The sequence below is a fragment of the Shewanella sp. S1-49-MNA-CIBAN-0167 genome, assembly GCF_040310145.1.
GTDB classification, from domain to species: domain Bacteria; phylum Pseudomonadota; class Gammaproteobacteria; order Enterobacterales; family Shewanellaceae; genus Shewanella; species Shewanella psychromarinicola.
Map to the genome: position 1 here is coordinate 1 of NZ_JBEOPO010000027.1, position 25,459 is coordinate 25,459.

Below are 25,459 nucleotides of genomic sequence, written 5' to 3' on the forward strand. Positions count from 1 at the left end.
AGAGTGTAATTTGTTTCATGGGGCTATGATGATCCCATTTGGGACAAAATCAAGCATTTTCAATGATCACGGGTATATACCTTTATATAGGTTTATATAGAGCTAACAATATAGCTGTTAGTGATTAACTCGAATGTGCGCACCTTACAAAATGGCAAGCTGTTAACGTTTTTTAATATACAAACGGTCTGTTTATTGAGTAACAAGACAATGAAAGTAGGGATAATACGATGTTGAAAAACAACACTATTGCGATACCAGCAGAAATGCTAACGTCTTGGCAAACCACAGTAGACCTCATCGCCAAGGTCGCTAAAGTGCCAGCATCATTAATCATGAAACTTCATACTCATGAATTAGAAGTCTTTGTTGCCAACAATAATACTAACAGTCCATTTGCGGCTGGGATGAAGGACTCGCTGGGTCATGGTTTATATTGCGAATCAGTGATTGTTCAACAAACTAAATTACATGTCGAAAATGCCCTAGAAGATCCCAAATGGTGCACAAACCCTGCGCTTGCAGTAGGTATGATGTCTTATTATGGCTTACCCCTCAATTGGCCCGATGGGGAGCCTTTTGGCACCATTTGCATGCTAGACATAAAAGCAAATAGTTACTCAGGCGACCTTATGATGTTGATGGAGTGTTTTCGTCGCTGTATTGAAGGTAATCTAGAAATGTTAGCGCAAAAGGAAAAACTTGCACAAGCCAATTTACATTTAGAAACCAGTATTGCACAGCGCACCTTTGAATTAGAGAAGCTTAACAGCGATTTAATGCAAGAAATCGATTCACGCATCGCGGCGGAAAAACTATTAGATATCCAGCAACGTTTCGACTCCGTCACTGGTTTGCCTAAATTTAACCAGCTCGAAAAAGTGTTTAACAAACTTATTGCAAAAAATGAGTTGACTAGTATTTCGATAATTCATTTCAGCATCACTAACCTAAAGAGAATTCAAGACGGATTTGGTTATGACATAAGTGACAAAGTGCGCAATACCGTTGTCCAAAAACTGCAACTCTTTACTAATAATAGTACCTATCTTGCCATTTTCAGTGAAACCACATTCTGCATCATTATCCCGACCAAAAAACAGCAGTATGCCAACAAGATGGCGGTTTTTTGCAGCCGCTTATGTCAGCAATTTAGCCAAGATATTTATGTTGATGAATTATCACTCTCCATTACCACAGCAATGGGAGTCGCATTTTACCCCAATGATGGTAGTGGATTTATGGACCTATCAAGAAAATCCAGCGCCGCGCTATCACATTGTGAAATGGGTAATAACAATAGCTATAAGTTCTTTAACCCAAAAATGGAATCCGAACTGTCTAGTCGTATAAAAATGGAATCATTATTAAGGGGGGCACTGCAGCGCGATGAGTTGTCATTACATTATCAACCTTTTGTAAACACCCAGAGCCAAAGCGTTGTCGGCGCTGAAGTGCTTATAAGATGGCATAACCCAACTTTAGGCCAAGTTTCGCCGGCAGAATTTATTGGAATTGCAGAACATTCAGGGCAAATCATTGAAATCGGTTATTTTGTATTAAGAAGCGCTCTGAAACAGTTAGCTTATTGGCGCGAAATATACAATCAAGATTTTTATCTGGCGATCAATTTGTCTCCAGTACAACTCAAAGACAGCTACTTGGTCGATAAAATTGTTAACTTGCTTGAGTTATACAAAATACCCGGCCATTTGCTTGAGATTGAGCTAACAGAAAATGCGTTAATACATGATGCCGCATATGCCCAAGAAGTACTGAGCAAGTTACATCGGAAGGGGATCCGTTTGTCGTTAGATGATTTTGGTACTGGCTATTCATCACTCAGTTATTTGCAGTATTACCCTTTTAACTCAATTAAAATTGATCGCAGTTTTATTCACAATCTTGAAACCTCAGAACAGAGCCGACAGTTGGTGAACACCATTATCGCCATGGCCAATAACTTACAGTTGTCATTAGTGGCAGAAGGGGTCGAAAATCAATTTCAAGCCGATTTTGTTGCCAAGCAAGGAGCCAATATATGGCAGGGTTATTATCTGGGAAAACCGGTAGATGCCAATGTTTTTGCCCAGCAATACCTCATTCCCTCAATGACACTGCTGTTTTAACCTTCGCCAGTTAGGGCACGAAGCAGGATTAGAGTATGTACCATCATTAAAGGCGGATACGTCAACTGACGCACCCTTGGATCATACCCATTACATTTGTAAGCGCACATTTGAGGTTATTTTGGTCGAACATGCCAACACAAAACCTGCCGCAATTTCTTCAGTCGTTAATGCCATCTTACTAGACGACTCAGTGGTGCCCGAAACAACCTGACATTTACACGCCCCGCATACGCCAGAACGACAAGCAGCAATAATCGGTAACTTTGCAGACTCAATACCATCAAGTAGGCTTTGATTGCCCGTTAATGGGATCTGTTTGTCGCCAATGCTCAACATAAACTGCTCGGTCGATGGATTACTTTCCATCGCGGCTTTCAACCCCATAGCACTACTTGCACCAAAGCTTTCTTGATTGAACTGGCTCATATCAAATTCGGCAGCTTCAAGCATTAATTTTACCGCCGCCATGTAGGGCTCAGGTCCGCACACAAATACGGTACGCTGTTGATAATCTGGCACTAACTTGACTAAGGTTTGTAAACTTAAGCGACCACTTTCACAACCAGTAGAGGCATGCTTATCAGTCAAATTTTGCTTGTTGCCGTCAGACTCAAGTACATAATTAAGATTGAATTTTGGGCTTCGTGATGCCATCGACGCCATTGAATTGGCAAACATAATGTCATCAACCGTTTTGGCACTGTGTACAAAGGCAATATCGCTGTCGGTGGTGGTATCGCAAAGCCAGCGCGACATAGAATGCATTGGCGTCACGCCGCAACCCGCACTTAAAAATAAGTACTTATCGGCCTCAATATCGACTAAGTTAAATATCCCATCAGGGCCAGTAACCGTCACTTCATCGCCTACGTTCAGCGACTCAGTTAAGTAATTAGACACCACGCCACCAGCGATTTTTTTAATCGTGATCACTAATGAAAATGGTCGTGAAGGTGACGATGAAATAGTGTAACTGCGGTAAACCTTGTCGCCATTAATCGCTAATTTAAAGGTAATAAACTGCCCCGGTTTAAAATTAAATTTAACCGGTGTAAGTCCCTGAAAGCGAAAACTGACCACATCGTGGGTTTCATTCCATTTTTCAACACAGCAAAGCTGTACTTCACCTCTTTGCCAGTTATCGGCAGCCAAAAGTGCTTTCGGAGTTGCCAGTGCAGCAGGTTCAACCACAGGTGGAGCCTCACTAACTGGGGTAACCTTTTTAGCCGCTTGGGCAGAAAGCGCTTGTGAAAATGAAAAACCAACGGAGGGAGTACTACTCATTTTGATGCCTTTAACGCAGTAAAAAAGAGAGGTGGCAATATGGATAATCCCATAGTGCCATTAATCGCAATAGTGCAAATAAGCCGGGCTTAGATGCACTATTGTTATAACAAGATTACGCCACGTTGATCATGGCTTTTAAGTCTGTTTCAACATCGGTAGTGGTGCGTAAACCAAACTGTTGCTCTAAAATGTTTGCTAGGTTTTCGGTTAAGAATCCTGGTGCACTTGGGCCAGTACGAATGTTTTTCACCCCAAGAGACAACAAGGTTAACAACACTACAATCGCTTTTTGCTCAAACCACGACAACACTATGCTTAACGGTAAGTCGTTAAGGTCACATTCAAAAATGTCCTTTAACGCTAACGCCAACTGAATAGCAGAATATGCATCATTACACTGGCCAATATCTAGCAAGCGTGGCACACCGTTAATATCGCCAAATTCCAGTTTATTGAATTTGTACTTACCGCAACCTAAGGTCAAAATAATTGAATCATCAGGCACAGACTTAGCTAAGTCTGTAAAGTAATTGCGCTCTAATTTGTCGCCATCACAACCACCAATTAAGAAGAAGTGCTTAATAGAACCATTCTTAACGTTTTCAACCACTGTGGGTGCTGCAGCCATTAATGCATTGCGAGCAAAACCAATGGTGATCATGTGGGGGATTTCATCATAGATAAAGCCTTCAAGCGCGAGTGCTTTATTAATCACTTCGCTAAAGTCATCACCTTCAACATGGGTCACACCAGGCCAACCGACAATACTACGAGTATAAATACGGTCAGAGTATTCACCCACAGTAGGGTCGATAATACAGTTTGAGGTCATCACCACTGCACCAGGGAAAGTGGCAAATTCTTTTTGCTGATTCTGCCAAGCGCCGCCGTAGTTACCGACTAAATGCGGGTACTTTTTAAAGGCTGGGTAAGCCAGAGCCGGTAACATTTCGCCGTGAGTAAAGACATTAATGCCCTTGCCTTCGGTTTGTTGCAAAATAAGCTCTAAATCTTTCATGTCGTGGCCAGACACTAAAATCGCCTTGCCTTTAACAGATTTTGTATTCACTTGCGTTGGCTCAGGGTGGCCAAATGAGGTGGTTTCGCCTAAATCTAACATCGCCATAATGCGATAGTTTAATTGGCCAATTTCCATTGAGGTAGCAAATAACTTGTCAGCATCAACTGAGTCTTCACCTAAAAATGCCATGATTTTATGGAACTCAGCAGCCACATCAACATCAGTTTGGTCTAATACGCGAGCATGCTCCATATAAGCAGCCGCGCCTTTTAAGCCGTATAAGCATAATAAGCGTAAGCCAAGAATATCTTCATGCACGTCACCACGATTAGGCAGTGCTATTGGCGCTTGAGCTAAAATTTCAGGCTTAGATGCACCAAGTAATATCTCACCTTGGGCGCTGACTATTTCAGGCTCTATGCCTTTGTCTTTACAAGCAGCTATATAAGCGGCTTTTAATTGGTCACGATAGGTTTGAGCCTGATAGGCATAATCAATTAACCGTTCATCGTCAAAGTTTACGTTAGTGAGTGTGGCAAAAAAGGCCTTAGGAACAAAGACATCAATGTCGTTGTCTACAATGCCGAACTCGCGGGCTTTAATTGCGTAAGCAGACACGCCTTGCAGCATATAAATTAATAAGTCTTGAATATCAGACGTCGACGCCAACTTGCCGCACATTCCTTGCGAGTAACTACAGCCATTACCTTCTGGTGTTCTAATGGTTTGCTCACATTGCACACAAAACATAACTCTACTCCTCAAATATTATTCATGTATAAAGTTTACATGTTATAAATGAGTTTACTCTTTACACCGTAAAGCAAAACCCATTTTTAAGACCAATGTTGTATTTTACGAGCTACGTCACCTTCAGCGATCGCTAATGTAATTAGCTTTTTTTCTAGCTTGTTCAAGCATGAACACCGATAGGTACCACAACAAGGCCTATTATCAATGTCAGTATAAGTCGATATGATAGTAACAGTCGGTCTTTAAAAAACGTTCCATTTACCCAATGAAAACAAGTAGAATTAATTAAAGATTTTCAATCAGGATGAACAGATGAAAACCAAGCTTAATGTTATCGCATCGACCCTATTGTTGGTGCTTGCCCCTGCAGCAATGGCCGCCGATGTTGCAGTCATCACTTTAGACAATGGCGCTAATGTTCGCCTAAAAGATGACTTTACCTGGGAATACATCATTACCGAAACCGTCAGTCAACCAGTGCAAGCCGCTAAAGCAGGCATCACAAAGCAAGCAAACGTAGTAACACAGCCTACCATTGCATCTGCAGCGTCAATAGCAGCAGTGACTACACCTGTTGCAGCACCAACGGTTACCATGCCCACTGCGGCAGCAATTAATACTCAGGTATCAACCACACGCTTAACGGCAGCGGCATTAGCACAACCAGAACTGTTAGGCAGCACGGCCAAAGATGGCATTAAAATCACCCTTGTAGACACCAAATGGAAGGATGACAACGTCGGCTTAGTGTTTGATTTTGACAGCAGCAGTAACGAGCATGTCACCCTGGTTGAAGTTGAAGCCAGCTTTTATAACGACCAAGGTGAACTGATCAAACAAGAAAACCTACAAGCGTGGGAAGCTATTCCTAGGATGCCAGACACTTACCTGCGTAAAGGACAGCATCGCCAAAGTGATACCCTATGGATAGAAGATATTAATCAACAGCAATGGCAAAAGCAGTTGATAAGTTTAAAAATTGTCGAAATTGAGTCTCGCTAACCCTGCATCCAGTTCAACAGATAGCGACTAAAAATTGACATAAAAAAGCCTAAGCGAAATCAATATTTCATTTAGGCTTAGTCTTTGCGCGCCAAAGTGTTAACACACCCTCCGCATAGGGACACTGATTAGTTTAACAATTCATGCTCTTTAGGCAGCTGCTTACTAATCCACAATATCAATTTATGTTTGCGATTTGGACCATCATCTTTATCTTCGGCTAAGGGTTGGATTAAGTTGTCTTGAACCAATAATCGATAAATACATTCGACTTTATCTTTTGGCGAAATGCCTTTACCAAAATCATCAAAACCACGCTTTTGCGCGTATCCCATGCCAATCTCCATCGCGAGCTTGAGCAGTTTTGTATCGTGCTTACCAACTTTCATCTATCAGCCTCATCGTGCTTATTTATCACTATTAAGCTACGCGAATATCCACAAATTGCCACTACAATTGCGCCAAGAATGCCCCAAAACCTAACAAACATCACTATTGGTAAGTTTCGTTACAATAATTATTCATAGTTTATCCCTTTAACCTATGCTGCAAGACGCAGTCTTGTTATTGTATTGTGGTTATTTCATTACGTTTTTATTGTCACTATTGTTCGCCACAGCTACATTTCGAATAGGCATAAAAACACCTAAAAGGGCAAAGACCCAAGGATATTTCAATGCGCAAAACACTTATTACCACTGCAGTGAGTGCTGCACTGATGCTCAGCGCCTGTTCAGAGCCATCAGTAGATACTGCCATGGCAGACAAAACCGCCGCTGAGGCAACAAAAACAATGACTAAAGCTCCTGCAACTGCCAACAACGTACTGTTAACACCTAGCCCTTTACAATACATGGCGCCGCAGTTCGACAAGTTTACAGCCAGCGACTACTTGCCTGCATTTAAGCAAGGAATGCTAGAGCACAAAACTGAAATCGCAACTATCACCAATAACAGCGAACCAGCCACGTTTGACAACACCATTGTCGCGTTAGAAAAAACCGGAGCCACACTAGACCGAACTCAACGTGTTTTTTTCAATCTTTCAGGACTTATTTCAGACGACAACTTCATCAGCGTTGAAGAACAGATTGTGCCTAAGTTAACCGCACACCAAGACAACATCTACCTTGATGAAAAACTGTTTGCTCGCGTCCAAGTTATATATAAAAACAAAGCCGCATTAACAGGCGAAGATTTACGCTTGGTTGAAGTGTATTACGACCGTTTTGTGCGCGCAGGTGCTGAATTATCTGTCGCAGACAAAACGAAAATGCGTGAGCTAAACGGTGAGTTAGCCAAACTTGAAACCAGTTTTTCACAAAACGTTTTAAAATCATTTACAGCTGACGTTATCGTCATCGAAGACAAAGCTCAACTTGATGGTTTGTCAGACAGCGACATCGCATCATTAGCTGCTGCAGCAAAAGATGCTGGCAAAACGGGCTACATGATCACGCTAGTGAACACCACCACTCAGCCGCTACTGTCTAGCCTTAAAAACCGTGATGTTCGCAAACAACTGTGGGAAACCTCAGCTTATCGCGCCATGGACACTAACGCGCCGTTAAACATCAAAATAGCTCAACTGCGGGCACAAAAAGCCACACTATTAGGTTACCCAACTTGGGCGGCATACTCCTTAGGCGACCAAATGGCCAAAAACCCAGAAGCGGTTTATGGAATACTTGACGACCTAGCACCAAAAGCGCTGATTAAGGCCAAAGTCGAAGCCGCTGACATCCAAGCCGAAATCGTTAAAGATGGCAAAGATTTCAAACTTCAGCCATGGGACTGGGCGTACTACGCAGAAAAAGTACGTAAAGCCAAATATGACTTAGACGACAACCAAGTTAAGCCGTATTTTGAAATGAATACCGTACTAAACGATGGCTTGTTCTTCGCCATGAACAAACTGTACGGCATCACGATTAAACCACGCAATGACTTACCGGTATGGCACAAAGACGTGTCAGCTTATGAAGTCTTTAACAAAGACGGTAGCTCAATTGGCTTATTCTATCTAGACCCATACGCTCGCCAAGGTAAACGTGGCGGCGCCTGGATGGACGAACTTGTCACCCAGTCATTCTTGCAAAACACTAAGCCTGTGGTCTATAACGCGCTGAATATTCCTAAGCCAGCCGAAGGTCAGCCAACACTGATGACATTCGACGAAGTTAACACCATGTTCCACGAATTTGGCCATGCTATCCACGGATTGTTCTCACAAGTTAACTACCCTAGCCTAGCGGGCACAGCAACCGCGCGTGACTTTGTTGAGTTTCCATCACAAGCTAATGAAGACTGGAGCGTCGACCCACAAGTGCTTGCCAATTACGCTAAGCACTACCAAACGGGCGAACCAATCCCAGCAGAGTTACTCGCAAAAGTATTAAAGTCACACACCTTTAACCAAGGCTTTAATACGGTTGAATACCTAGCCGCTGCGCTACTTGATATGGAATGGCACTCTATTGCTGCTGGAACTGAAATCACCGACGTTACGGCCTTTGAACAACAAGCACTGGCTAAACACGGTTTAGATTACACGCCTGTACCACCTCGCTACAAAACAACCTACTTTAGCCACAGCTTCGCTGGCGGCTATTCAGCAGGTTACTATGCGTACCTATGGACTGAAGTGTTTGCTGCTGACTCATTCTCTTACATGATGTCAAATGGTGGATTAACCCTAGAGAATGGCCAAAAGTACCGTGACACAGTGTTGTCAAAAGGTAACAGCCAAGATCTGATGCAAGACTACATCGACTTTACCGGTAAAAAACCCACTACCGACGCCTTATTAAAGCGCCGTGGTTTGGTTAACTAATCACGAAAAAGTCATTAGCCTCTCGACTTTGGTAACTCACCCCGTCGAGAGGCTAACTAATAATAAAAGTGTCACCAGGGTAATACAGGATAAATATTGCGCAACCGTGAGCTTATTTGTGTCATTTTGCACATTTGTTGTGCCATTAAACACCTCAAGGCTTTACATTTTCGCCAATACCCTTATTATCCACCCTGTTCGGAGGGATGGCAGAGTGGTCGAATGCACCGGTCTTGAAAACCGGCAACGGTTTATCCCGTTCTAGGGTTCAAATCCCTATCCCTCCGCCACATTTAAATAAAAAGGCCTGCTATTTATAGCGGGCCTTTTTATTGGGCGAAAGATAGGACTTTAAACCCAGGGTTCCTATTTATTACAAGCAAGCTATCCCTCCGCCACATTCAATGAAAAAGCCTTATCAGAAATGATAGGGCTTTTTTGTGTCTGTAGCATTTAAACCCACGGGTTCCTCTTTATTACAAGCAAGCTATCCCTCCGCCACATTTGACTACCAAAAATATCAACCCATGCACTTTTTTATATAGACATTTAGACTATTGATTTCAAATGAAATGCACATTAATTCAAGGTTTGTTCAATACTTTAATCGTGCTGGCTCGTTTTGTTGCTGTAAAACAGAAAAGATTAGAAGATTCACATCAAAGGCATAGCAATAAAATATGAAATAAATCAATTACTTATGCGGCCTAATTTATTATTCGATCCATTCAATAAAAGTTAGTGCGTTAAGGATTCATTTTGAATACCTTTTAATAGCTTGTATGGCTTTATCCTTTGCTGTTTATACGGAAACCACATTTAATAACGTAAACGAACTTGAGCCATCGTCAGAGCATGATGTTGATATGCTACGCGTAATAGACCTGAAGCAAGGTCATCATGAGATAACACAGATCAAACTTGCCGATAAGGAAAATAGCATGTCGAGTCAGTTTGTTAATTTTTGGAGTAAACAACCCTTACCTGATTATCCGTAAATTAACGATATACCACTATCTGTGATTGCTTCCATAGAAAATCACTAATAAGCCTGCGTATCTGTTTTTTCGCGAATAAAGATCCAAAATATGGGGCGAACTATGGCAAGGTTGGACGCACGTTTTCCCACACAGAAAACTGTATTGGCGCAAAACTGCGAACACTAGGTACAGTTTGATGAACCAGAATGGGTGATTAAGGAGCTTTTGTTACTCACCTCGACGCTGGATAATAGATGGGATAAATCGTTAAAAACGGGTTTACTTCAACTCTGTAATATCAAATTAGCCATGTGTTTTGCTAACAAGGCAGATAGCAAAATATAGGGTTGTTTGATAAGCTTTATTATCCAGAATTGAGGTTACTTATGCCGACGTTGGACAAACACTAACGAGCAAAGGCTGCACCGCGCGCCAGCGTTGGGCGAAAATATCAACCACGAGGATCTGGCGAGTCGTGTTATCTTAAAATTATCCATACAAAACTAGGCTCTCTATGTTAACGATACTGACATTTTGTACGCTATTGATCCTACTAGCTACTTTGTTGCCTTTGTCGCGACATCCGCATTGGATTGTCAGGGGCATGGATTTCCCTCGATTGCAGTTGACGATATTGGCAACGGTGCTGTTGATCGCTGATGTTGTTTTTCTCGACACTCAAATGATCAATACACAGGCACTGATTTTGGTCACTATGCTGTGTTTAATCTGGCAGTTGTGCTGGATATTGCCTTATACTTTTTTATTTCCCAAGGAGGTCAAAACCTCCACTGAATTCAATGCCGACAATCAACTCAGCATTATCACATCGAATGTACTCACACCAAATCGCAATGCAGAAGCGTTGATCCAGCTGGTTAACAAGCATAAGCCTGATGTACTAGTCACACTGGAATCCGACCAATGGTGGGAAAACAAACTTAAGATATTAGAAACTGACATGCCCTACAGCATCAAATGTCCTCTGGATAACCTTTATGGTATGCATGTGTTTTCACGCTTGCCGTTAGGCGAGCAAGAAATCTGCTATTTGGTTGAGAAGGATGTTCCATCGATACATGCAACATTAACGTTACGTACGGGAGATCACATTCGCGTGCACTTTCTCCATCCAGCGCCCCCAAGCCCAACAGAAAACGCTGAATCGGCGGAGCGAGATGCTGAATTGGTGATAGTGGCTCGAAGTGTAGCCGAGAGTGACCAACCTGTGATTGTAACCGGTGATCTTAACGATGTGGCTTGGTCTGCCACAACTCGTCTTTTTCGTAAAATTAGTGGCCTGCTTGATCCGCGCGTGGGGCGTGGAGCATTTAACACTTTTCACGTGGATTACTCGCTCTTGCGTTGGCCTTTGGATCATTTGTTTCACAGTCGGCATTTTACTTTGCAAAACATTCAACGCTTACCTTCGATTGGTTCGGATCATTTCCCTCTACTGACTAGGCTCTCATTTACTCCGTCGCAAAGTACCAACCAGGAAGGTATTAAAGCCGGTGCTTGTGAGCATGAGTGGGCCAAAGCAGTATCAACAGAGCAGAAAGTGAGTAAGAATGATGTGCCGAAGCCTGGAGAAGCACCCTAAGCAACAATAGCGAGATTGATGAACATATACTTAAAAAATAACTGTTTATTGCCTAATCTCACTTATGAGGTAATAATATCACCTCGAATTTGGTGGCCAATAATGAGTGAGCTATTACTAACCTCCCCTTAAAAAGCAAATTTCTATCTTTAAATAATACTAAATAGTATTGACTAGGTATCGACCAAGCCTAACAAACGATTTATGCCTCGCACACAGCGTAACTCATAAAGACAATACGACAACACTAGAGGATGACAACAATGTACAAACAGATTTCAATTATTACACTCAGCATGATGCTGTTAATGGGTTGCTCTGGCACTGTACCTACATTGGGCTTAAATGATGGCCAATTAATGCCATGCCCTGACTCGCCAAACTGTGTCAATAGTCAACAAGCAGCAGATGAAGAACATTTTATAGCACCGATCGATTTCATCGGAACGCAGCAACAAGCGAAAGTGCGCCTTTTACACATATTAAAGGCCTCGGAGCGAACAAATATCGTCGTGGTTGAGGAAAATTATATTCGAGTTGAGTTTACCTCTCAGGTATTGCAGTTTGTTGACGATGTTGAGTTTTATTTCCCATCTACAATATCCGATAAAATATCCATACATGTCAGATCAGCTTCACGTATCGGACACTCTGACTTTGGTGTTAATCGGGAGCGAATAGAACAAATTAGAAATAAATTTAACGCATATGAACAACAATAAAAAATTTACAAACGTAATTTATATAGGTAATAGTGGTTTAGCTTTTGTCAGTCCAATTTTAGCTAAAATGGACTCGATGGAAGCTATCATTTCTCTGGAAATTGACAGAAAATTTATCGGGGATCCCCAATAACGAAACGTTATTGATTTCGTAAGTGCCATTAGTTTCAGGTCCATTATCTGTAACCTCATCAACTGTGACCTCTTAAAAGTCAGGAGTAAGAATGAATAATAAAATTATTGGGATCGTGCTTGTTATTGCGGGTATTTTTTTAGCTATGTGGGGCTACAATATTTATGATTCAGCGGGCTCTCAATTTAGCCGAGCGTTAAGTGGTGATGCGCCTATTGAAGCTTGGGCAGGAATGGTGGGGGGTATCATTTGCGTGTTAATTGGTATCACAAAATTAAAGTAAATTTGTTGTGGTTAAACACTTAGCAAAGTATTTGACGATAATAAGGCGTTAACAATAAATATTATTTATTGTTAACGCCTTATTATGCCTATTTATATGCAAGGTTATTTGTTGCAAGAACTGCACATTAACGTCGAGCATACAGCTAAACTTATCTTTTAAAACAAGTTGTTAAATAACCAATGCTCATTCTGTAACTATTGGGATCGATGCAGGCTGCAGTAAATAGTCACTGCAATCTTGCTTTAGGCTGTCATCTAAATAACATTACTCACTCAGCTTATCATCAAGTAAATCTAATCTATCTTGTCCCCAAAATTGCTCTTTTTCATACACATAAGCTGGCACACCCAACAAACCTTTCTCGATAGCGTCTAAGGTGTTGGCTTCGTATATTGCATCGATATCGGCTAATAGCGCTTGCTGTAAAACACTGTCTGCATCGATATTAACCGAGGTTAATATTTGTCTAATAACTGCCTCATCAGCAATGTTTTGATCTGCAGCCCAACATGCTGCCAGCACATTGCCGACAAACTCGCTGACCTCTTGCCCAGCTTGCTGTAATACAATCGTGCACTTATCTGCCAAACTAGGGTCTGCAGGGAAAAAAACCGGATGTAGACTAAGCGGTAATTGGCGCTTTTTTGCCCAGCGAGCTAGCTCTATTAAGCGATAGTCTTGTCGAGCTTGTGGGCGCTGTTTTACAGGCAGCACACCTAATACCGCAAATAATTTTGACAGTTTAATGGGCTTATAGTTTATCCCTAAGTGGTACTTATTTGCCAACGAGATAAAGGTGTTGTGGCCTAAATAAGTATAAGGAGAGAGGCTAGTAAAGTAATAATCTATTGCTGTTGTCATGGTTGGCACTACCTTTATGTTAATGGGATAATTAACACGACCCCATGATTTCATTTTAAATTCATCTTGAACATACTGTATTCGGTGCTGGGTAATCGCTACTCAAACTATAGCAGGTGTTGGCAGGTTTAATAACTCAGATGACATCAGAAGATAGTCACGCTTTACACCAATAGAAATATTGCATTGAAAGCTAGTAGGCCCATAAAAAAAACGCGAGTAGTACAGTTATATCTGCTGACGTTATTGCAATAACTAAGCTTAACGTAACACCAAAACACCACTCATTTGTACAATATCATCTTATATTGCAACTGGACGTAATGTCTATTTAGCTTTTTTTATCCCATGTTGATTGAGATAAACAAGCATGAATCATGGCACACGTCGACGAGTGTTATCTGTAATCATTTGCCTAATAAAGGCGCTAACACGGTTAACTGGCCATCTATGGGTTCTGTTATGGTTAAGCCTAAAATATGGGCGATAAGAGGATATAAATGGATGTTTTCAGCATTGGCTATGGTGACTTGATTAAACGCGGGTCCTTGAGCATATAACACAGTATTCATGTCGGTAATCACATTGGCATCGTAGCCGTGCTTACCAATGCGCCCTGCCCGTGCATCGCTACTAGTAATGTAGTGTTGATTACTGATCAGTACCGCATCTTCAATAGAGGGATTCGCGCTAAAGTGTAAATTGGCCGGTATATCTTGCTGACGATAAAACTGTAAACCGGGTACCTTTTGGGTTAATGCTTCTAACGCGGCTAAGTCTTGCTGTTTGTTTTGCCCTGTCGCAGTCACTAACGAAAATGCGGCATCGTTGTTAAAGCTAAATTTATCTTTTAACGTTTCATTGCCAGCAAACAGTTTGTCGGTATATACACGTTCAAATCCGTCAACCTTAGTCATGCCATGGTCGGAGGTGATAATTACATTCACTTTAAAGGGTAAGGCTTTTATTCCAGTCAGTAATTGCCCTATGGCTTGGTCAACGTTCTGCACTGCTTGGTAGGTGTTATCTGATGTTGGACCATAGAGATGCCCGGCAGTATCAACGTCTGAAAAATACAAGGTCACAAATTGTGGACGCTGATCTTCGGCCAAATTAAACCACTGTAACACCTGCTGTACTCGTTGATTATTTGCCGCATCATCTTTGTAAGGCAGCCAATAATCTGGACGGTGACCCGCAATTTTGGCTTCTGAACCTGGCCAAAAATAGCTGGCACTTTTTAACCCTTGTTGACCCGCTAATGACCATAATGGAACCCCATGGTAAAAGCGGCCATCGGTCAAAGCTTGTTTAATATTCAACCCATAGGGCTGCTGCAGAGTATGGTTATAAAAACGGTTTGACACTATGCCGTGATGGGCGGGATACAAACCTGTGACTAAGGTAATGTGGTTAGGAAACGTTACCGTGGGAAACGATGGCTTAAAGCGAGTCACTTGCGCTGCATGGCGAGCAAATTCGCTCAGATGTTTGGGTTTATGCAGACGGTTGTAATCGTATCGATAGCCATCAATAGAAATCAGCAAAACATAGGGTTTCTCGGGCTGTGCTATTGCGGCTTCAATTGGCTGAGCCAATAAAAAAAAGCTACTCACACTGAAAAATATGCAGCTAATAACGACACTTATGATGGCAATTACACGCATTGTGATTTACTCAATAAATCTAAAGAATATCGGCTAATAATATCAATTAAACATGACAGCTTTATTGATCTTTATGCTGTCTTTTTTCAATATTTTGAGCCTCACTCAATGCTATGTCTAAATTGTAAATAGGCCGTGGTAATGGCTTGTGCATCTTCGATGTGCGGGTAGTGGCCTAAGGTTAGCATTTCAGTGACATTGGCATTGGGGATCAAATCTCGATAATGATCGATCATATGCTGACCCGAGATCGGATCGAGCGCTCCGGCGATCAGCTTTATCGGTATCTTACTGTTGATAATGGCACCCACCCAACGCTCACGGTATTGTTGTCGCTGAGTAATGTAGTGAATCAATTTATGCATCACCGACAAACCGTCATTGTGGGTTAATAATTGCCATAGAGTGTCGATCGCTTCTGGCGAAGGTGGTGTCGACGGCCCAAATATGTGTTGTAGATTATTGGCAAACTTTTGTTTGTTGATCAGTTTAGACACCAAAACCCCTAACGGCGACAACAACAACTTCTGAATGAATAGCGGTTTATGGGTTTCAGGAAACAAACCACCATTTAAAAAGCACACACTCTCGATGGTCAATGGACTACAGCCGTCAATTTGCCTCGCTAACAACTCTTGCGCGACAGTGTCACCGTAATCATGAGCTAAAATATGATATTCACTGACACCTAGCTTGTATAAGCATGCCTGATAAATATCGGCTTGGTCGCTTATTAAATATGCCGAATTTTTGGGTTTATCTGATAAGACAAAACCCAACATATCCAGAGTGATCACATAATAGTGCTGGGTTAATTCATACCACATGCCTTCCCAATCCCAACTGGCGCTAGGAAAACCATGAATGAGCAATAATGCAGGCGCCTTACAATCCCCCGCTTGACGGGTAAAAATTTGCTGACCGTTAATGAGAAGGTATTGTCCCTGCTGCTGCCACTCGCTCAATTGGATCATCGTTTCGTTATCCCTTCATTGATAGTTTATGTGCCGTAGAGTTATATCTCTTATCTGGAGTTGAGGTTATATATTGTGTTAATTAACTGACTCTATACTAAAAGGCAGTGATATTATCTCTGACTAACAATATCAAATAGCCAATTCCAATTATCTAATATCAATAGCCAATAGCAATGATTGGCGCGGGAGCATCGGTGTTAACAGATCCGTTATTTTGGTTAGTGGCTATTCCGGCAGTGTTAATCACTGGTATGTCAAAATCAGGTTTTGCTGGCGGTGCAGGCGGATTAACCGTCCCGTTGTTGGCATTAGCGATTAGCCCAGCAACCGCGGCAGCGGTGATGTTACCGTTATTAGTTTACATGGATTTTTTAAGTGTGCGTTCTTGGTGGGGAAAACACAATACCGCGCAATTGTGGATTTTATTGCCTGCTGCCATTGTCGGTATCGTGGTGGCTTATCTGTTATTTGATCAACTTAACGAGCAATATTTACGCGGTATATTAGGAGGGATTTCGTTAGGGTTTGGTATTTATGGCCTCACTTTAGGTGAATGGTCACAAGGTAAACCGTCCTCGTTCATTGGCCAAGTTTGCGGCACTATTGCAGGCTTTACTAGCTTTGTAGCCCATGCCGGCGGGCCACCATTAAATGCCTATTTAATTCCACTGCGTTTAGCCAAAACAGAATACTTGGGCACTGCGGTAGTCTTTTTTGCAGTGGTAAATATGGTCAAGTTAATTCCCTACAGCATGCTGGGACAAATCAATGGTAGCAATTTATTGATATCTGTATCGTTGGCGCCTATCGCTTGGATTGGGGTAAAACTGGGGCTGCGTATTCAAGATAAATTTAACGACAAACAGTTTAAGAAAATCATTCTCAGTTTAATGATAATAGTCGGTTTACGATTGCTGTGGACTGCATTAATGGCATAACTGTCCTTATAATGAAGCCATAACTATGGTCATATCAGTCCCTATAATAAATGCCATAACGATGGCCATATCGGTTCCTATAATGAATGCCATAACGATGGTCATATCAGTCCCTATAATGAATGCCATAACGATGGCCATATCGGTTCCTATAATGAATGCCATAACGATGGCCATATCAGTCCCTATAATGAATGCCATAACCATGGCCATATCTGTCCCTATAATGAATGCCATGATATTGATGATATGATATTAATTTTACCGTATTGATTTCAAAATATTGATGACATCGTCATGCCTAATAACGTCATTTAAGTTTACCAATATAAAGAAGGGAAGATATGAGTGCTGATAATCGCTATTTTTATGAACCAAGCAAAGGCCATGGTCTACCACATAACCCACTAAATGCCATTATAGGCCCGCGCCCAATTGGTTGGATTGCCTCTCGTAATGCCCAAGGCCAGCGAAACCTCGCGCCTTATAGTTTCTTTAACTGCTTTAATTACGATCCGCCCATTATCGGTTTTGCCAGTACCGGCTGGAAAGACAGCGTCGCCAATATTGTTGAAACCGGCGAGTTTGTGTGGAACTTAACCACCCGCAGTTTAGCCGAGCAAATGAATCAAACCTCTGCGGCATTACCTCATGGCACCGATGAATTTGAATTTGCAGGATTAACCCCAATAGCAGGCAACATAGTTAAGGCTGATCGTATTGCACAAAGCCCTGTTAGCTTCGAATGCAAACTGTCGCAATGCATCCAGCTAACGGCAGCAAATGGTGACAAAATTGATAGCTGGCTAGTGTTAGGTGAAGTCGTGGCGGTGCATATTGAAAAGCACTTACTCAGCGCCGAAGGGATTTATCAAACGGCATTAGCTGAACCGGTATTACGTGCTGGCGGTCCATCTGCCTATTATGGTATTTCAGACCAGTTACGCTTTGATTTACACCGCCCAACGGTGTAAGCCACTCATAAATATGACTTAACAACAAAGTTGCCATTGGCAGCCTTGTTGTTGAAAAGAATAAAATAGTCTCTTCACTACCTTTAATATCATGATTTTTTAGTAAAATAATATCAAATTGACTATATCCTCAACCAGTCTTGGCTAGCATGTTAGCGAATATTTAATTGAACCAACAAAATTTGTTACTATTATTACAAGACTAAGGTCGCGATTAAAAAATCATATCGATAACATCACTAACACGAGAACACCTTGAGTATTCCACCTAATATACTAACGCGAATTACCCATGCCCTAGGTGCAACTTCGCTAGATCATATCGAGAAAATACAGCCGCTTTGGGGAGGGTATGGTCAGCTATTTCGAGCCTATGTCACTGGCAAGCCATACCCGTCTGTGATTGTAAAATATATCTGTTTCCCTCAACCAGAATCACATCCTAAAGGTTGGAACACGCCGCTGTCGCATCAACGTAAATTGCGGTCGTATCAAGTAGAAGTTAATTGGTATCAACACTATGCTAATGCCCATGCAGAGCACTCAATGTGCCCGTTGCCCCGTTGCATACATGTCGACCAACAAGCCGATGAAACCCTATTAATATTACAAGATTTATATAACATCGGTTTTACCCAAGTAAGAAAAACTGCCACACCCGCGACTGTGCGCGAGTGTTTAACCTGGTTGGGACATTTTCATGCTAAATACATGCATGTCGAGCCTAATGGGCTTTGGCCTATAGGCACTTACTGGCATCTAGGCACCCGACCGGATGAATTAGCCGCCCTACCCGAAAGCCCGCTTAAGTCAGCGGCTCACCTTATCGACCAAGCGCTGAGGCAATCTAAGTACCAAACCTTGGTACACGGTGATGCAAAATTAGCTAATTTTTGCTTTAGCCCAGATGATCGCGCCGCTGCGGTAGACTTTCAATATATTGGTCAGGGCTGTGGCATGAAAGACGTGATCATGCTGTTAAGCAGTGTGCTGAACTATCGAGAGCCAGAAGCCTTAATTAATGACCATCTTAATCATTACTTTGCCGCTTTAACGCAAGGACTCATAGCGTTTCACCCTCAAATAAATCCGCTTGATGTACAACAGCAATGGCGGCCTTTATATTGCGTGGCTTGGGCTGATTTTCAGCGTTTTGTCAAAGGTTGGAGTGTTGAGCATTGCAAAATTAACCCTTATACCGAATCGCTAACCGAGCAGGCGATTAAGCAACTTACTATGGTGTAATACCAATAAGTGTAAATTAATTAACCACCTATTTGTCACGATTGGCTAAGGCGACTATTGCCGTCGACAGCTTACAAACACAGTCGTAATGGTTGCCCTACCTCAACTTAACCTCAACTCGGGTTAAGCATGGGGTAAATAGGTAAAAATTAGCATAGTTCATCTATTTCATATCAAACTTGCCATTTGTTTAGCTAACAAGCCGTTTTCACGTGTTAACCGCGGGGTCAATAGTTAACCTATTGCAAGTCAATGCAACTCAGATAGCATAACAAATGGCTGTCTGATAATCGTTTCTTGTCTTAAGCAGAGTTTACTTAGTAACATCGATACGAATATTATCGCTTAAGGTTTCAAGTTGAGATACTAACAGCGCTTTGGTCACGTTCTCCGGTAACCTTAACGTCATCTTAGCGCTATATACCGTTTTACCTAAACTGCTTACTTGCACACGATAACATTCTTGGTGATCAACACTCACATCAAGGTCTGATAAAATTTCATTAATATCATGGGTTAAACCCGAACGATCATTGCAATCTAAAGTGAGTTTACACTCTGTAGATAAATGTATAGATTGATGTTCAAACTCAGCATAGACAAAAGTCAATTGCGAAAACTGCTGCTCTAATGCTTGTTTTAAGGAAGCTTCCTTATCGACATCTATCATAACCCGCATCATTGCAACAAATTGCCCGTCGAGTTTGATGACTTTACTGGTTTCCCAACTTGCGCCTATTTCACGGCTGACTTGAGCAAGTGATTGCAGAAGATTGGGCTGTAAAGTGCCTAATACCGTAGTGATAAACTTATGTTGCATATAACCTCCGATGATAAATAAACCAAAATGATTTTGACCTATTTAATGTGGTTTTAGTTAAGAGCTAACCACAGATTAACTATCATTAGAAAGCTAATCTATGACCTAGGAAACAAATTAGATAATTTGAATTCGCCCAACAATACCTTAAAGAGCCCTCAATATACTCGGTCATTGTCCGACTCATGCCAATGACAATTGCGGACAGCAAATTAACATTATCACCAATTTTGGGGGTAGTTGAACTCAGCGACCAAGACATACCGATAGAGTAAGCAATCGATCTTGCGGATACCGGATTGCTTCAGTCCAAAATTAGCGCCCGAAATAAGGTGATATTGAGTGAATCATAAGCCGATAGACACCGAAAATGGCGCTGGCATCAATTAACATTAACTGACATTAACTGACAACAACCTCTGTCACGACACACTTTTTAGCATTAAAAGAAACTTTATTAACGTTTTGTAGCCTTAATCAAGTTTAGCTCATTAACCCAAGCATGATCACAAATATCTGCGGCTTTAACCCATTATTGCTGCGGCGAATTGGCGATTATTTAGGCGATACATTATGGGGGTCACGCTTACCACTCAAACGGTGAATACCATCACCCTCATTGTAAGATGTCTGTCTATCTAATTGAATTCAAATAACTTCCTACAATATTAATTTTCATTCAAATATGCCAATTACTCACAACGAGTTTAAGTAATTGTTTTTAATGATAATTTATTATTACATTTTACAATACTGCTACCTCTTCAGGCATATTGCGACCCCGGCCCCCTTTCTCTAGAATGCGCGCCTTACGCTATAAAGATACAGATTAACGCTCACTGAATCGACAGGATTCAGTGACCTTTACACTAGGGGAACTTAATGTCTACAAAACTGGCCAACCCAGCGCCACTGGGATTAATGGGCTTTGGCATGACCACCATTTTGCTGAATATTCACAATGCGGGTTACTTTCCAATTGATTCGATGATCCTTGCGATGGGGATTTTTTACGGTGGCATTGGCCAAGTGATTGTGGGCATCATGTGCTTTATGCGCGGCGATACCTTTGGCACAACAGCATTTACTTCCTACGGTTTGTTTTGGTTGACTTTAGTTGGGCTAATATTAATGCCAAACATGGGTGTTGCCGCCAGTCCCGCTCATTTTATGGGCTGGTATTTAACCTTATGGGGCATATTTACCGCCTTTATGTTTGTCGGGTCTTTACGATATCCACGAGCAAAACAAGTGATATTTGGTTCATTGACGGTGTTGTTTTTCTTACTGGCTGCACACGACTTTACCGATAATGCCCTGCTTGGCACTATCGCAGGATTTGAAGGTATTTTCTGCGGAGCAAGTGCCATTTATTTTGCTATGGCGCAGTTACTGAATGCCGAATACGGCCGTACTATTTTGCCCGTGGGTGAAGTCACTCAGACCAAACAAGTCACGCTCAACTCAATAAAAATATAACGGGTAGTCACTAGGGCCGGTAGATCTTTGAAGGTGAATGCTGCTGCATTTTGTGGCAGTTTTATCCAAGGCAGAGCTTATGACATGTCGTTGTTATACATTAATAAGCGATAACGCAGTACAAAGAAGCCACAAACGCAGCCCGAAGGGTTCGGCTAAACGGTCGTCCTTATTTGTAAGCGAAGAGTTTGTGCTAGGTATTAGCGTACAATGCTAGGCGCCGCATTTTTATTCAAAGCGCTAAACCGTTTAGCCCTTTGAACACGAAAGGTCAACAAGCCCTAGACACTAGAAGGTCGATGCATTTGCATCGACCTTTTTATTGGGTTTGATTAATGCACTAAGCGACAACCACACACGGTATTGCTAGGTTGAAACAGGACCACCGCATAATCTTTTGCTTCGTCTCGCTCAATAACTTGAAGCGATAACGAATGCAGCCCTTTTTTATTTAAATTTAAACTACTGACATAAGACAAGTACGCTAAATGCTGTGGCACTTTTGAGTTGTGACTCGCCAGGAATTCTTTTTTGGTGGTCACTGAAATATCGTAGATTTGATTTTCGGTATCAATTCTATCCACAGTTCCTTTCATTGATAATGTACCCGCCAAATTACCCTCGTAGTCAAAATAACGATAATTAATCTGAGCTTGGCCTTCATTGGAGACTAAATCGACTAATAAATAATGACGTTGGTCTTGTGCCGCGCTCTTACGATGAAATAATTCTGAACTGCAACTGAGCATAAAACTTGGCACACGTGTAGTAAGTCTATAAATAATTCCCATACTGGCCAGCAATAACACTAAGATCATAATATTAATAGCCCACAATCTACTTCTAGTCATACTATTATTACTCCAAATGCTGACTTGTTTGGGCTAGCTGTGCGTTAATCGTGTCACAAATATTCACCTGCTTGAGCCAATCACGATTAACAAACTGTTTAGGCTGCCTTAAATCACTGATTTTTAAATTACGAATAAGAGACTGCCCTAAGAGATCTCCCCGCAAGGTAATGTTCAATACTTGCTTGTCGTGAGACAATGATAAATAAACTCTTTCCCAACTGCTCACGTCACAATCGGCAAAGCTTTGCTGTATTTGTTGCCCAAGTTCAATCAACTGCTCATTGTTGGTTCTTGATGGGGCATAGAGCATCACATCAACGGTACTTCCAGATAAGAGTTTAACGGTATTGACACTCAAAGGCGGGGTTGGTGTAACAATAGGCTGCATCAGTTTCACTGCAGCAATGCTACAAACGATTAGTATTATTGCCGTTACGATTAGTAATCCAGAATGACGGCGAATAATCGACGGTAATACACTTGCTGTTTGCTTACGAGGACGATGATGCCGCAGTAAGTAGCCCTGACCTTTAACCGTTTCAATAAGAGATTCCTGCTGTGGCCCAAAAAAAGACCGCAATGTAAATATGGCTCGCGCCACCGAAGCACTGCTTAAATGCGATTTATCACCATAGCCAGATTCTAATAAGGGTTTAGCAACAACTTTGCCTTGATACTCGACCAATAATGTCAGCACATGTAGCTCTGCTCGGGGAAGGTGCCACACCACGCCACTTTCCTGATTGATCAGATCACCTTTGTCGATATCAAACCTGCAATGGCCCAATTGCATATCAACTGCCTCAATACTGTTAACAATTGATAAAGTGTATGCAGAAAATCTTATGAAATCTGTGATCCCGATATCTTCACACTATTATTCCTTAAATTTTGTAAGGTGTAATGACTAACAATGATGTAATTGAGACGTTAATCACATAATTTCATGATGTTAATTTCAATAAATACACAGATAAATATGCATAAATCTTATAAATAATAAGACTACTGTCACAAAAAAAGCGCTTTTGGTATTTATTTTTGACCGTCATAGTCAGTGTTTATTAGCTAAATTTAATGGTTTTTTAAAAACAGTTTTATCGGGCATAAATCACACCATTAATAACCCTATTGATTATTGTTAGGTCATCGCGTTGCTGCCGACATTCAGGCCAGCAACGAATGTCAAAACAAGCCTAAGCCATAACAAATATTAGCGCTTGAATATAACAACAATGATATAGAGGGTAACCACAATGAGCATAAATAGACGCCAAGCATTAACAAAAATTATTGGATTAAGCACCGCAGCTGCTGGGGCAACACTATTAGGTACATCGGCATTTGCCGCCACCGATGAAGCCGGTAACTACCGCTTAGAGTTAGGTGAAAAACTCAAATATGTACCTTTAGATGCAATGGCAACCGCTAAGTTAGCCTATGAAACTGGCGGCGGCTGTATGCACCAAGTTTTCCATGCCATTATCACTATGCTTGCAGCATCTACCAGTGCTGATGCCAGCAAATTTGCCACCATACCAACAGCATTAGCCGGTTATGGTTGGGCAGGGGTTGTGGGTCAAGGAACACTTTGTGGAAACTTGAATGCATCGGGTATGTTAATCAATTTCCTAGATGACATTAATGGCCAAAACAGTGCCATTATTGGTGCTTCATTCCGCTACTATGAAACGACAGATTTGCCTTTATCCTCTGCTGAGTTTATTGCTGGGATTGGTTCTACGGAAGAGAAATCATTAGAAGTCGGTGCAACCTCAATCGCTAATAGCCCACTATGCCATTCATCTATTAGTAATTGGTCTGCAGCATCAGGTAAAGTGTTTGCACTCAAAGGTGAGCGCTGCAAACGCCTTTCTGCCAGCATGGCTTATCATATTGTTGATCTGCTAAACCGCGCTTATGGCGGCGAAGATATTTCAGTATTACCAGAAGCTAAACCGTCTGTAGAAGCGCAAGCGTGTCAGTCTTGTCATGGCGTGACCGAAACCATGGGTTCTGCCGCCAGCGTGAAAAGTGATATGGAATGCACCACTTGTCATACCGGCCATTACAATTAAGGAGCGCATGATGAAAGTTAAATATCTCAGCGCCATATTAGCCAGTTCATTGCTAATGTTTGGCTGTAATAGTGATAACGATGACGACGTGGCTGTTATTGATCCACCAGTAGTTGTTGTACCTCCAGTTGTTGTACCGCCAGTTGTTGTGCCGCCAGTAATTGATGGCGTTAGTATCGATGATGCCAGCAGCGTAGTGGTTAAACTCGACACATTTGATGCCACCACTGGCGCACTATCATTCACCGTTGCCAATAGTGACGGCGAAGCACTCACTAACGTAGCCGATTACGATATTGTGTATTTTGGCTTTCCCGACCCAGCCTCAGCGTCAACCAAACCCAAGGCTTGGAAACGTTGGCATGTCACCCAAAGCTATCAATGCGACAGTTCAACTAGCGATGAGTGCACTGGAACATTGGAAGCCACCGACACAACCGGTACATATACGTTTAATGTCCATGACCTCGACTTACAAAGCAAAGCATCGGATAATGCGACGCTGCTTTACCAGGTCGCCATTAAAATCAATGGCACACTGGCAAGTAATGATATTGAGTTAATTAGCGCCACTAATTAATCGTCATTGAGCCTACCCCCCTAGCTAATGGCGCGAAAAGATCACTCGCGCTCATTTGCTTCAGGCTATTTTGCCGCAGTACTTCACTGCGGCAATTTTTTCATTATTGGGTAGGTTAAACATCGATGCACTAATGTGAACATCACTGTGAGAATTAGCGTAAAAATCAACGTTGAATTCTAAAATATAAAAAAGGGCTTCAGCAGCACTGAAACCCTTTCTTTATTAATCACT

Annotated in this window: 23 protein-coding genes and 1 tRNA gene; 14 read left to right on the top strand and 10 right to left on the bottom strand. The window is 41.8% G+C overall.

Annotated features, from left to right (window positions below; translation table 11 throughout):
* Positions 1 to 230 precede the first annotated feature (230 nt).
* A complete protein-coding gene (locus tag AAEZ00_RS13330; protein ID WP_351088746.1) occupies positions 231 to 2,129 on the top strand; it encodes a sensor domain-containing phosphodiesterase in 1,899 nt (632 codons plus the stop codon).
* 90 nt (positions 2,130 to 2,219) lie between these two features.
* Here AAEZ00_RS13330 and AAEZ00_RS13335 read toward each other — a convergent pair whose 3' ends face one another.
* Both AAEZ00_RS13335 and hcp read right to left on the bottom strand, forming a co-directional pair.
* Entirely contained in the window at positions 2,220 to 3,416 is a 1,197-nt protein-coding gene (locus AAEZ00_RS13335) for an FAD-binding oxidoreductase (RefSeq protein ID WP_351088747.1), read from the bottom strand.
* Between the two features lie 115 nt (positions 3,417 to 3,531).
* Entirely contained in the window at positions 3,532 to 5,190 is a 1,659-nt protein-coding gene (gene hcp, locus AAEZ00_RS13340) for a hydroxylamine reductase (RefSeq protein WP_351074545.1), read from the bottom strand.
* Between the two features lie 315 nt (positions 5,191 to 5,505).
* Between hcp and AAEZ00_RS13345 the strand changes: the two genes are divergently transcribed.
* Positions 5,506 to 6,195 carry a DUF3157 family protein gene (locus tag AAEZ00_RS13345; protein ID WP_351088749.1) on the top strand — a complete coding sequence of 230 codons (690 nt, stop codon included), beginning with the start codon at positions 5,506 to 5,508 and terminating at the stop codon, positions 6,193 to 6,195.
* Between the two features lie 128 nt (positions 6,196 to 6,323).
* Here AAEZ00_RS13345 and AAEZ00_RS13350 read toward each other — a convergent pair whose 3' ends face one another.
* Entirely contained in the window at positions 6,324 to 6,584 is a 261-nt protein-coding gene (locus AAEZ00_RS13350) for a DUF5062 family protein (RefSeq protein WP_101033932.1), read from the bottom strand.
* A 287-nt stretch (positions 6,585 to 6,871) separates the two neighbouring features.
* On the opposite strand from AAEZ00_RS13350, the gene AAEZ00_RS13355 reads away from it, so the two are divergent.
* From AAEZ00_RS13355 to AAEZ00_RS13380, 6 genes are all read left to right on the top strand, one after another.
* Entirely contained in the window at positions 6,872 to 9,028 is a 2,157-nt protein-coding gene (locus AAEZ00_RS13355; RefSeq protein ID WP_124012599.1) for a M3 family metallopeptidase, read from the top strand.
* A gap of 200 nt (positions 9,029 to 9,228) precedes the next feature.
* A tRNA-Ser gene (locus tag AAEZ00_RS13360) sits at positions 9,229 to 9,318 on the top strand.
* Positions 9,319 to 9,810: 492 nt separating this feature from the next.
* A complete protein-coding gene (locus AAEZ00_RS13365) occupies positions 9,811 to 10,026 on the top strand; it encodes a hypothetical protein (protein ID WP_124012600.1) in 216 nt (71 codons plus the stop codon).
* A 586-nt stretch (positions 10,027 to 10,612) separates the two neighbouring features.
* Positions 10,613 to 11,611 (top strand): endonuclease/exonuclease/phosphatase family protein, encoded by a 999-nt coding sequence (locus AAEZ00_RS13370; protein ID WP_351088751.1) that lies wholly within the window; start codon positions 10,613 to 10,615, stop codon positions 11,609 to 11,611.
* 263 nt (positions 11,612 to 11,874) lie between these two features.
* Positions 11,875 to 12,333: a DUF1499 domain-containing protein gene (locus AAEZ00_RS13375; RefSeq protein ID WP_101033927.1), complete on the top strand. Its 459-nt coding sequence runs from the start codon at positions 11,875 to 11,877 to the stop codon at positions 12,331 to 12,333.
* Positions 12,334 to 12,557: 224 nt separating this feature from the next.
* The gene (locus tag AAEZ00_RS13380) at positions 12,558 to 12,749 is read left to right on the top strand and encodes a DUF3185 family protein (RefSeq protein WP_124012603.1); all 192 of its coding nucleotides are present in this window, start codon (positions 12,558 to 12,560) and stop codon (positions 12,747 to 12,749) included.
* 267 nt (positions 12,750 to 13,016) lie between these two features.
* Here the strand turns inward: AAEZ00_RS13380 and AAEZ00_RS13385 are convergent, their stop codons facing one another.
* From AAEZ00_RS13385 to AAEZ00_RS13395, 3 genes are all read right to left on the bottom strand, one after another.
* Complete coding sequence (locus AAEZ00_RS13385) at positions 13,017 to 13,613, bottom strand: 2-hydroxychromene-2-carboxylate isomerase (protein WP_124012604.1); 597 nt, start codon at positions 13,611 to 13,613, stop codon at positions 13,017 to 13,019.
* A 407-nt stretch (positions 13,614 to 14,020) separates the two neighbouring features.
* Positions 14,021 to 15,280 carry an alkaline phosphatase family protein gene (locus AAEZ00_RS13390; protein WP_351088753.1) on the bottom strand — a complete coding sequence of 420 codons (1,260 nt, stop codon included), beginning with the start codon at positions 15,278 to 15,280 and terminating at the stop codon, positions 14,021 to 14,023.
* A gap of 101 nt (positions 15,281 to 15,381) precedes the next feature.
* Positions 15,382 to 16,254: an alpha/beta fold hydrolase gene (locus AAEZ00_RS13395; protein WP_351088755.1), complete on the bottom strand. Its 873-nt coding sequence runs from the start codon at positions 16,252 to 16,254 to the stop codon at positions 15,382 to 15,384.
* Between the two features lie 197 nt (positions 16,255 to 16,451).
* Here AAEZ00_RS13395 and AAEZ00_RS13400 point away from each other — a divergent pair, with 197 nt between their 5' ends.
* Positions 16,452 to 17,195: a sulfite exporter TauE/SafE family protein gene (locus tag AAEZ00_RS13400; RefSeq protein WP_101034795.1), complete on the top strand. Its 744-nt coding sequence runs from the start codon at positions 16,452 to 16,454 to the stop codon at positions 17,193 to 17,195.
* Positions 17,196 to 17,201: 6 nt separating this feature from the next.
* On the opposite strand, the gene AAEZ00_RS13405 is transcribed toward AAEZ00_RS13400, so the two are convergent.
* Complete coding sequence (locus AAEZ00_RS13405; protein WP_351074556.1) at positions 17,202 to 17,408, bottom strand: hypothetical protein; 207 nt, start codon at positions 17,406 to 17,408, stop codon at positions 17,202 to 17,204.
* A 131-nt stretch (positions 17,409 to 17,539) separates the two neighbouring features.
* On the opposite strand from AAEZ00_RS13405, the gene AAEZ00_RS13410 reads away from it, so the two are divergent.
* A complete protein-coding gene (locus tag AAEZ00_RS13410) occupies positions 17,540 to 18,169 on the top strand; it encodes a flavin reductase family protein (RefSeq protein WP_101033923.1) in 630 nt (209 codons plus the stop codon).
* Positions 18,170 to 18,424: 255 nt separating this feature from the next.
* Complete coding sequence (locus AAEZ00_RS13415) at positions 18,425 to 19,414, top strand: phosphotransferase (RefSeq protein WP_351074558.1); 990 nt, start codon at positions 18,425 to 18,427, stop codon at positions 19,412 to 19,414.
* Between the two features lie 313 nt (positions 19,415 to 19,727).
* Here AAEZ00_RS13415 and AAEZ00_RS13420 read toward each other — a convergent pair whose 3' ends face one another.
* The gene (locus AAEZ00_RS13420) at positions 19,728 to 20,234 is read right to left on the bottom strand and encodes a glycine cleavage system transcriptional repressor (protein ID WP_101033921.1); all 507 of its coding nucleotides are present in this window, start codon (positions 20,232 to 20,234) and stop codon (positions 19,728 to 19,730) included.
* 882 nt (positions 20,235 to 21,116) lie between these two features.
* Between AAEZ00_RS13420 and AAEZ00_RS13425 the strand changes: the two genes are divergently transcribed.
* On the top strand, positions 21,117 to 21,713 hold the full coding sequence (locus AAEZ00_RS13425; RefSeq protein ID WP_101033920.1) for an acetate uptake transporter: 597 nt from the start codon (positions 21,117 to 21,119) through the stop codon (positions 21,711 to 21,713).
* Positions 21,714 to 22,045: 332 nt separating this feature from the next.
* On the opposite strand, the gene AAEZ00_RS13430 is transcribed toward AAEZ00_RS13425, so the two are convergent.
* Both AAEZ00_RS13430 and AAEZ00_RS13435 read right to left on the bottom strand, forming a co-directional pair.
* On the bottom strand, positions 22,046 to 22,564 hold the full coding sequence (locus AAEZ00_RS13430) for a hypothetical protein (RefSeq protein ID WP_101033919.1): 519 nt from the start codon (positions 22,562 to 22,564) through the stop codon (positions 22,046 to 22,048).
* Between the two features lie 7 nt (positions 22,565 to 22,571).
* A complete protein-coding gene (locus tag AAEZ00_RS13435; protein WP_101033918.1) occupies positions 22,572 to 23,360 on the bottom strand; it encodes a winged helix-turn-helix domain-containing protein in 789 nt (262 codons plus the stop codon).
* 463 nt (positions 23,361 to 23,823) lie between these two features.
* Between AAEZ00_RS13435 and AAEZ00_RS13440 the strand changes: the two genes are divergently transcribed.
* Positions 23,824 to 24,645, top strand: a complete 822-nt coding sequence (locus AAEZ00_RS13440; protein ID WP_351088758.1) for a cytochrome c3 family protein — start codon at positions 23,824 to 23,826, stop codon at positions 24,643 to 24,645.
* A gap of 7 nt (positions 24,646 to 24,652) precedes the next feature.
* Complete coding sequence (locus AAEZ00_RS13445; protein WP_233768612.1) at positions 24,653 to 25,225, top strand: hypothetical protein; 573 nt, start codon at positions 24,653 to 24,655, stop codon at positions 25,223 to 25,225.
* Positions 25,226 to 25,459 lie beyond the last annotated feature (234 nt).

What these genes read in the sequence shown, in the direction of transcription:
- AAEZ00_RS13330 (WP_351088746.1), top strand. Translation starts at nt 231, where the DNA reads ATGTTGAAAAACAACACTATTGCGATACCAGCAGAAATGCTAACGTCT.
- AAEZ00_RS13335 (WP_351088747.1), bottom strand. Translation starts at nt 3,416, where the DNA reads ATGAGTAGTACTCCCTCCGTTGGTTTTTCATTTTCACAAGCGCTTTCT.
- hcp (WP_351074545.1), bottom strand. Translation starts at nt 5,190, where the DNA reads ATGTTTTGTGTGCAATGTGAGCAAACCATTAGAACACCAGAAGGTAAT.
- AAEZ00_RS13345 (WP_351088749.1), top strand. Translation starts at nt 5,506, where the DNA reads ATGAAAACCAAGCTTAATGTTATCGCATCGACCCTATTGTTGGTGCTT.
- AAEZ00_RS13350 (WP_101033932.1), bottom strand. Translation starts at nt 6,584, where the DNA reads ATGAAAGTTGGTAAGCACGATACAAAACTGCTCAAGCTCGCGATGGAG.
- AAEZ00_RS13355 (WP_124012599.1), top strand. Translation starts at nt 6,872, where the DNA reads ATGCGCAAAACACTTATTACCACTGCAGTGAGTGCTGCACTGATGCTC.
- AAEZ00_RS13365 (WP_124012600.1), top strand. Translation starts at nt 9,811, where the DNA reads ATGGCTTTATCCTTTGCTGTTTATACGGAAACCACATTTAATAACGTA.
- AAEZ00_RS13370 (WP_351088751.1), top strand. Translation starts at nt 10,613, where the DNA reads ATGGATTTCCCTCGATTGCAGTTGACGATATTGGCAACGGTGCTGTTG.
- AAEZ00_RS13375 (WP_101033927.1), top strand. Translation starts at nt 11,875, where the DNA reads ATGTACAAACAGATTTCAATTATTACACTCAGCATGATGCTGTTAATG.
- AAEZ00_RS13380 (WP_124012603.1), top strand. Translation starts at nt 12,558, where the DNA reads ATGAATAATAAAATTATTGGGATCGTGCTTGTTATTGCGGGTATTTTT.
- AAEZ00_RS13385 (WP_124012604.1), bottom strand. Translation starts at nt 13,613, where the DNA reads ATGACAACAGCAATAGATTATTACTTTACTAGCCTCTCTCCTTATACT.
- AAEZ00_RS13390 (WP_351088753.1), bottom strand. Translation starts at nt 15,280, where the DNA reads ATGCGTGTAATTGCCATCATAAGTGTCGTTATTAGCTGCATATTTTTC.
- AAEZ00_RS13395 (WP_351088755.1), bottom strand. Translation starts at nt 16,254, where the DNA reads ATGATCCAATTGAGCGAGTGGCAGCAGCAGGGACAATACCTTCTCATT.
- AAEZ00_RS13405 (WP_351074556.1), bottom strand. Translation starts at nt 17,408, where the DNA reads ATGGCCATGGTTATGGCATTCATTATAGGGACTGATATGGCCATCGTT.
- AAEZ00_RS13410 (WP_101033923.1), top strand. Translation starts at nt 17,540, where the DNA reads ATGAGTGCTGATAATCGCTATTTTTATGAACCAAGCAAAGGCCATGGT.
- AAEZ00_RS13420 (WP_101033921.1), bottom strand. Translation starts at nt 20,234, where the DNA reads ATGCAACATAAGTTTATCACTACGGTATTAGGCACTTTACAGCCCAAT.
- AAEZ00_RS13425 (WP_101033920.1), top strand. Translation starts at nt 21,117, where the DNA reads ATGTCTACAAAACTGGCCAACCCAGCGCCACTGGGATTAATGGGCTTT.
- AAEZ00_RS13430 (WP_101033919.1), bottom strand. Translation starts at nt 22,564, where the DNA reads ATGACTAGAAGTAGATTGTGGGCTATTAATATTATGATCTTAGTGTTA.
- AAEZ00_RS13435 (WP_101033918.1), bottom strand. Translation starts at nt 23,360, where the DNA reads ATGCAATTGGGCCATTGCAGGTTTGATATCGACAAAGGTGATCTGATC.
- AAEZ00_RS13440 (WP_351088758.1), top strand. Translation starts at nt 23,824, where the DNA reads ATGAGCATAAATAGACGCCAAGCATTAACAAAAATTATTGGATTAAGC.
- AAEZ00_RS13445 (WP_233768612.1), top strand. Translation starts at nt 24,653, where the DNA reads ATGATGAAAGTTAAATATCTCAGCGCCATATTAGCCAGTTCATTGCTA.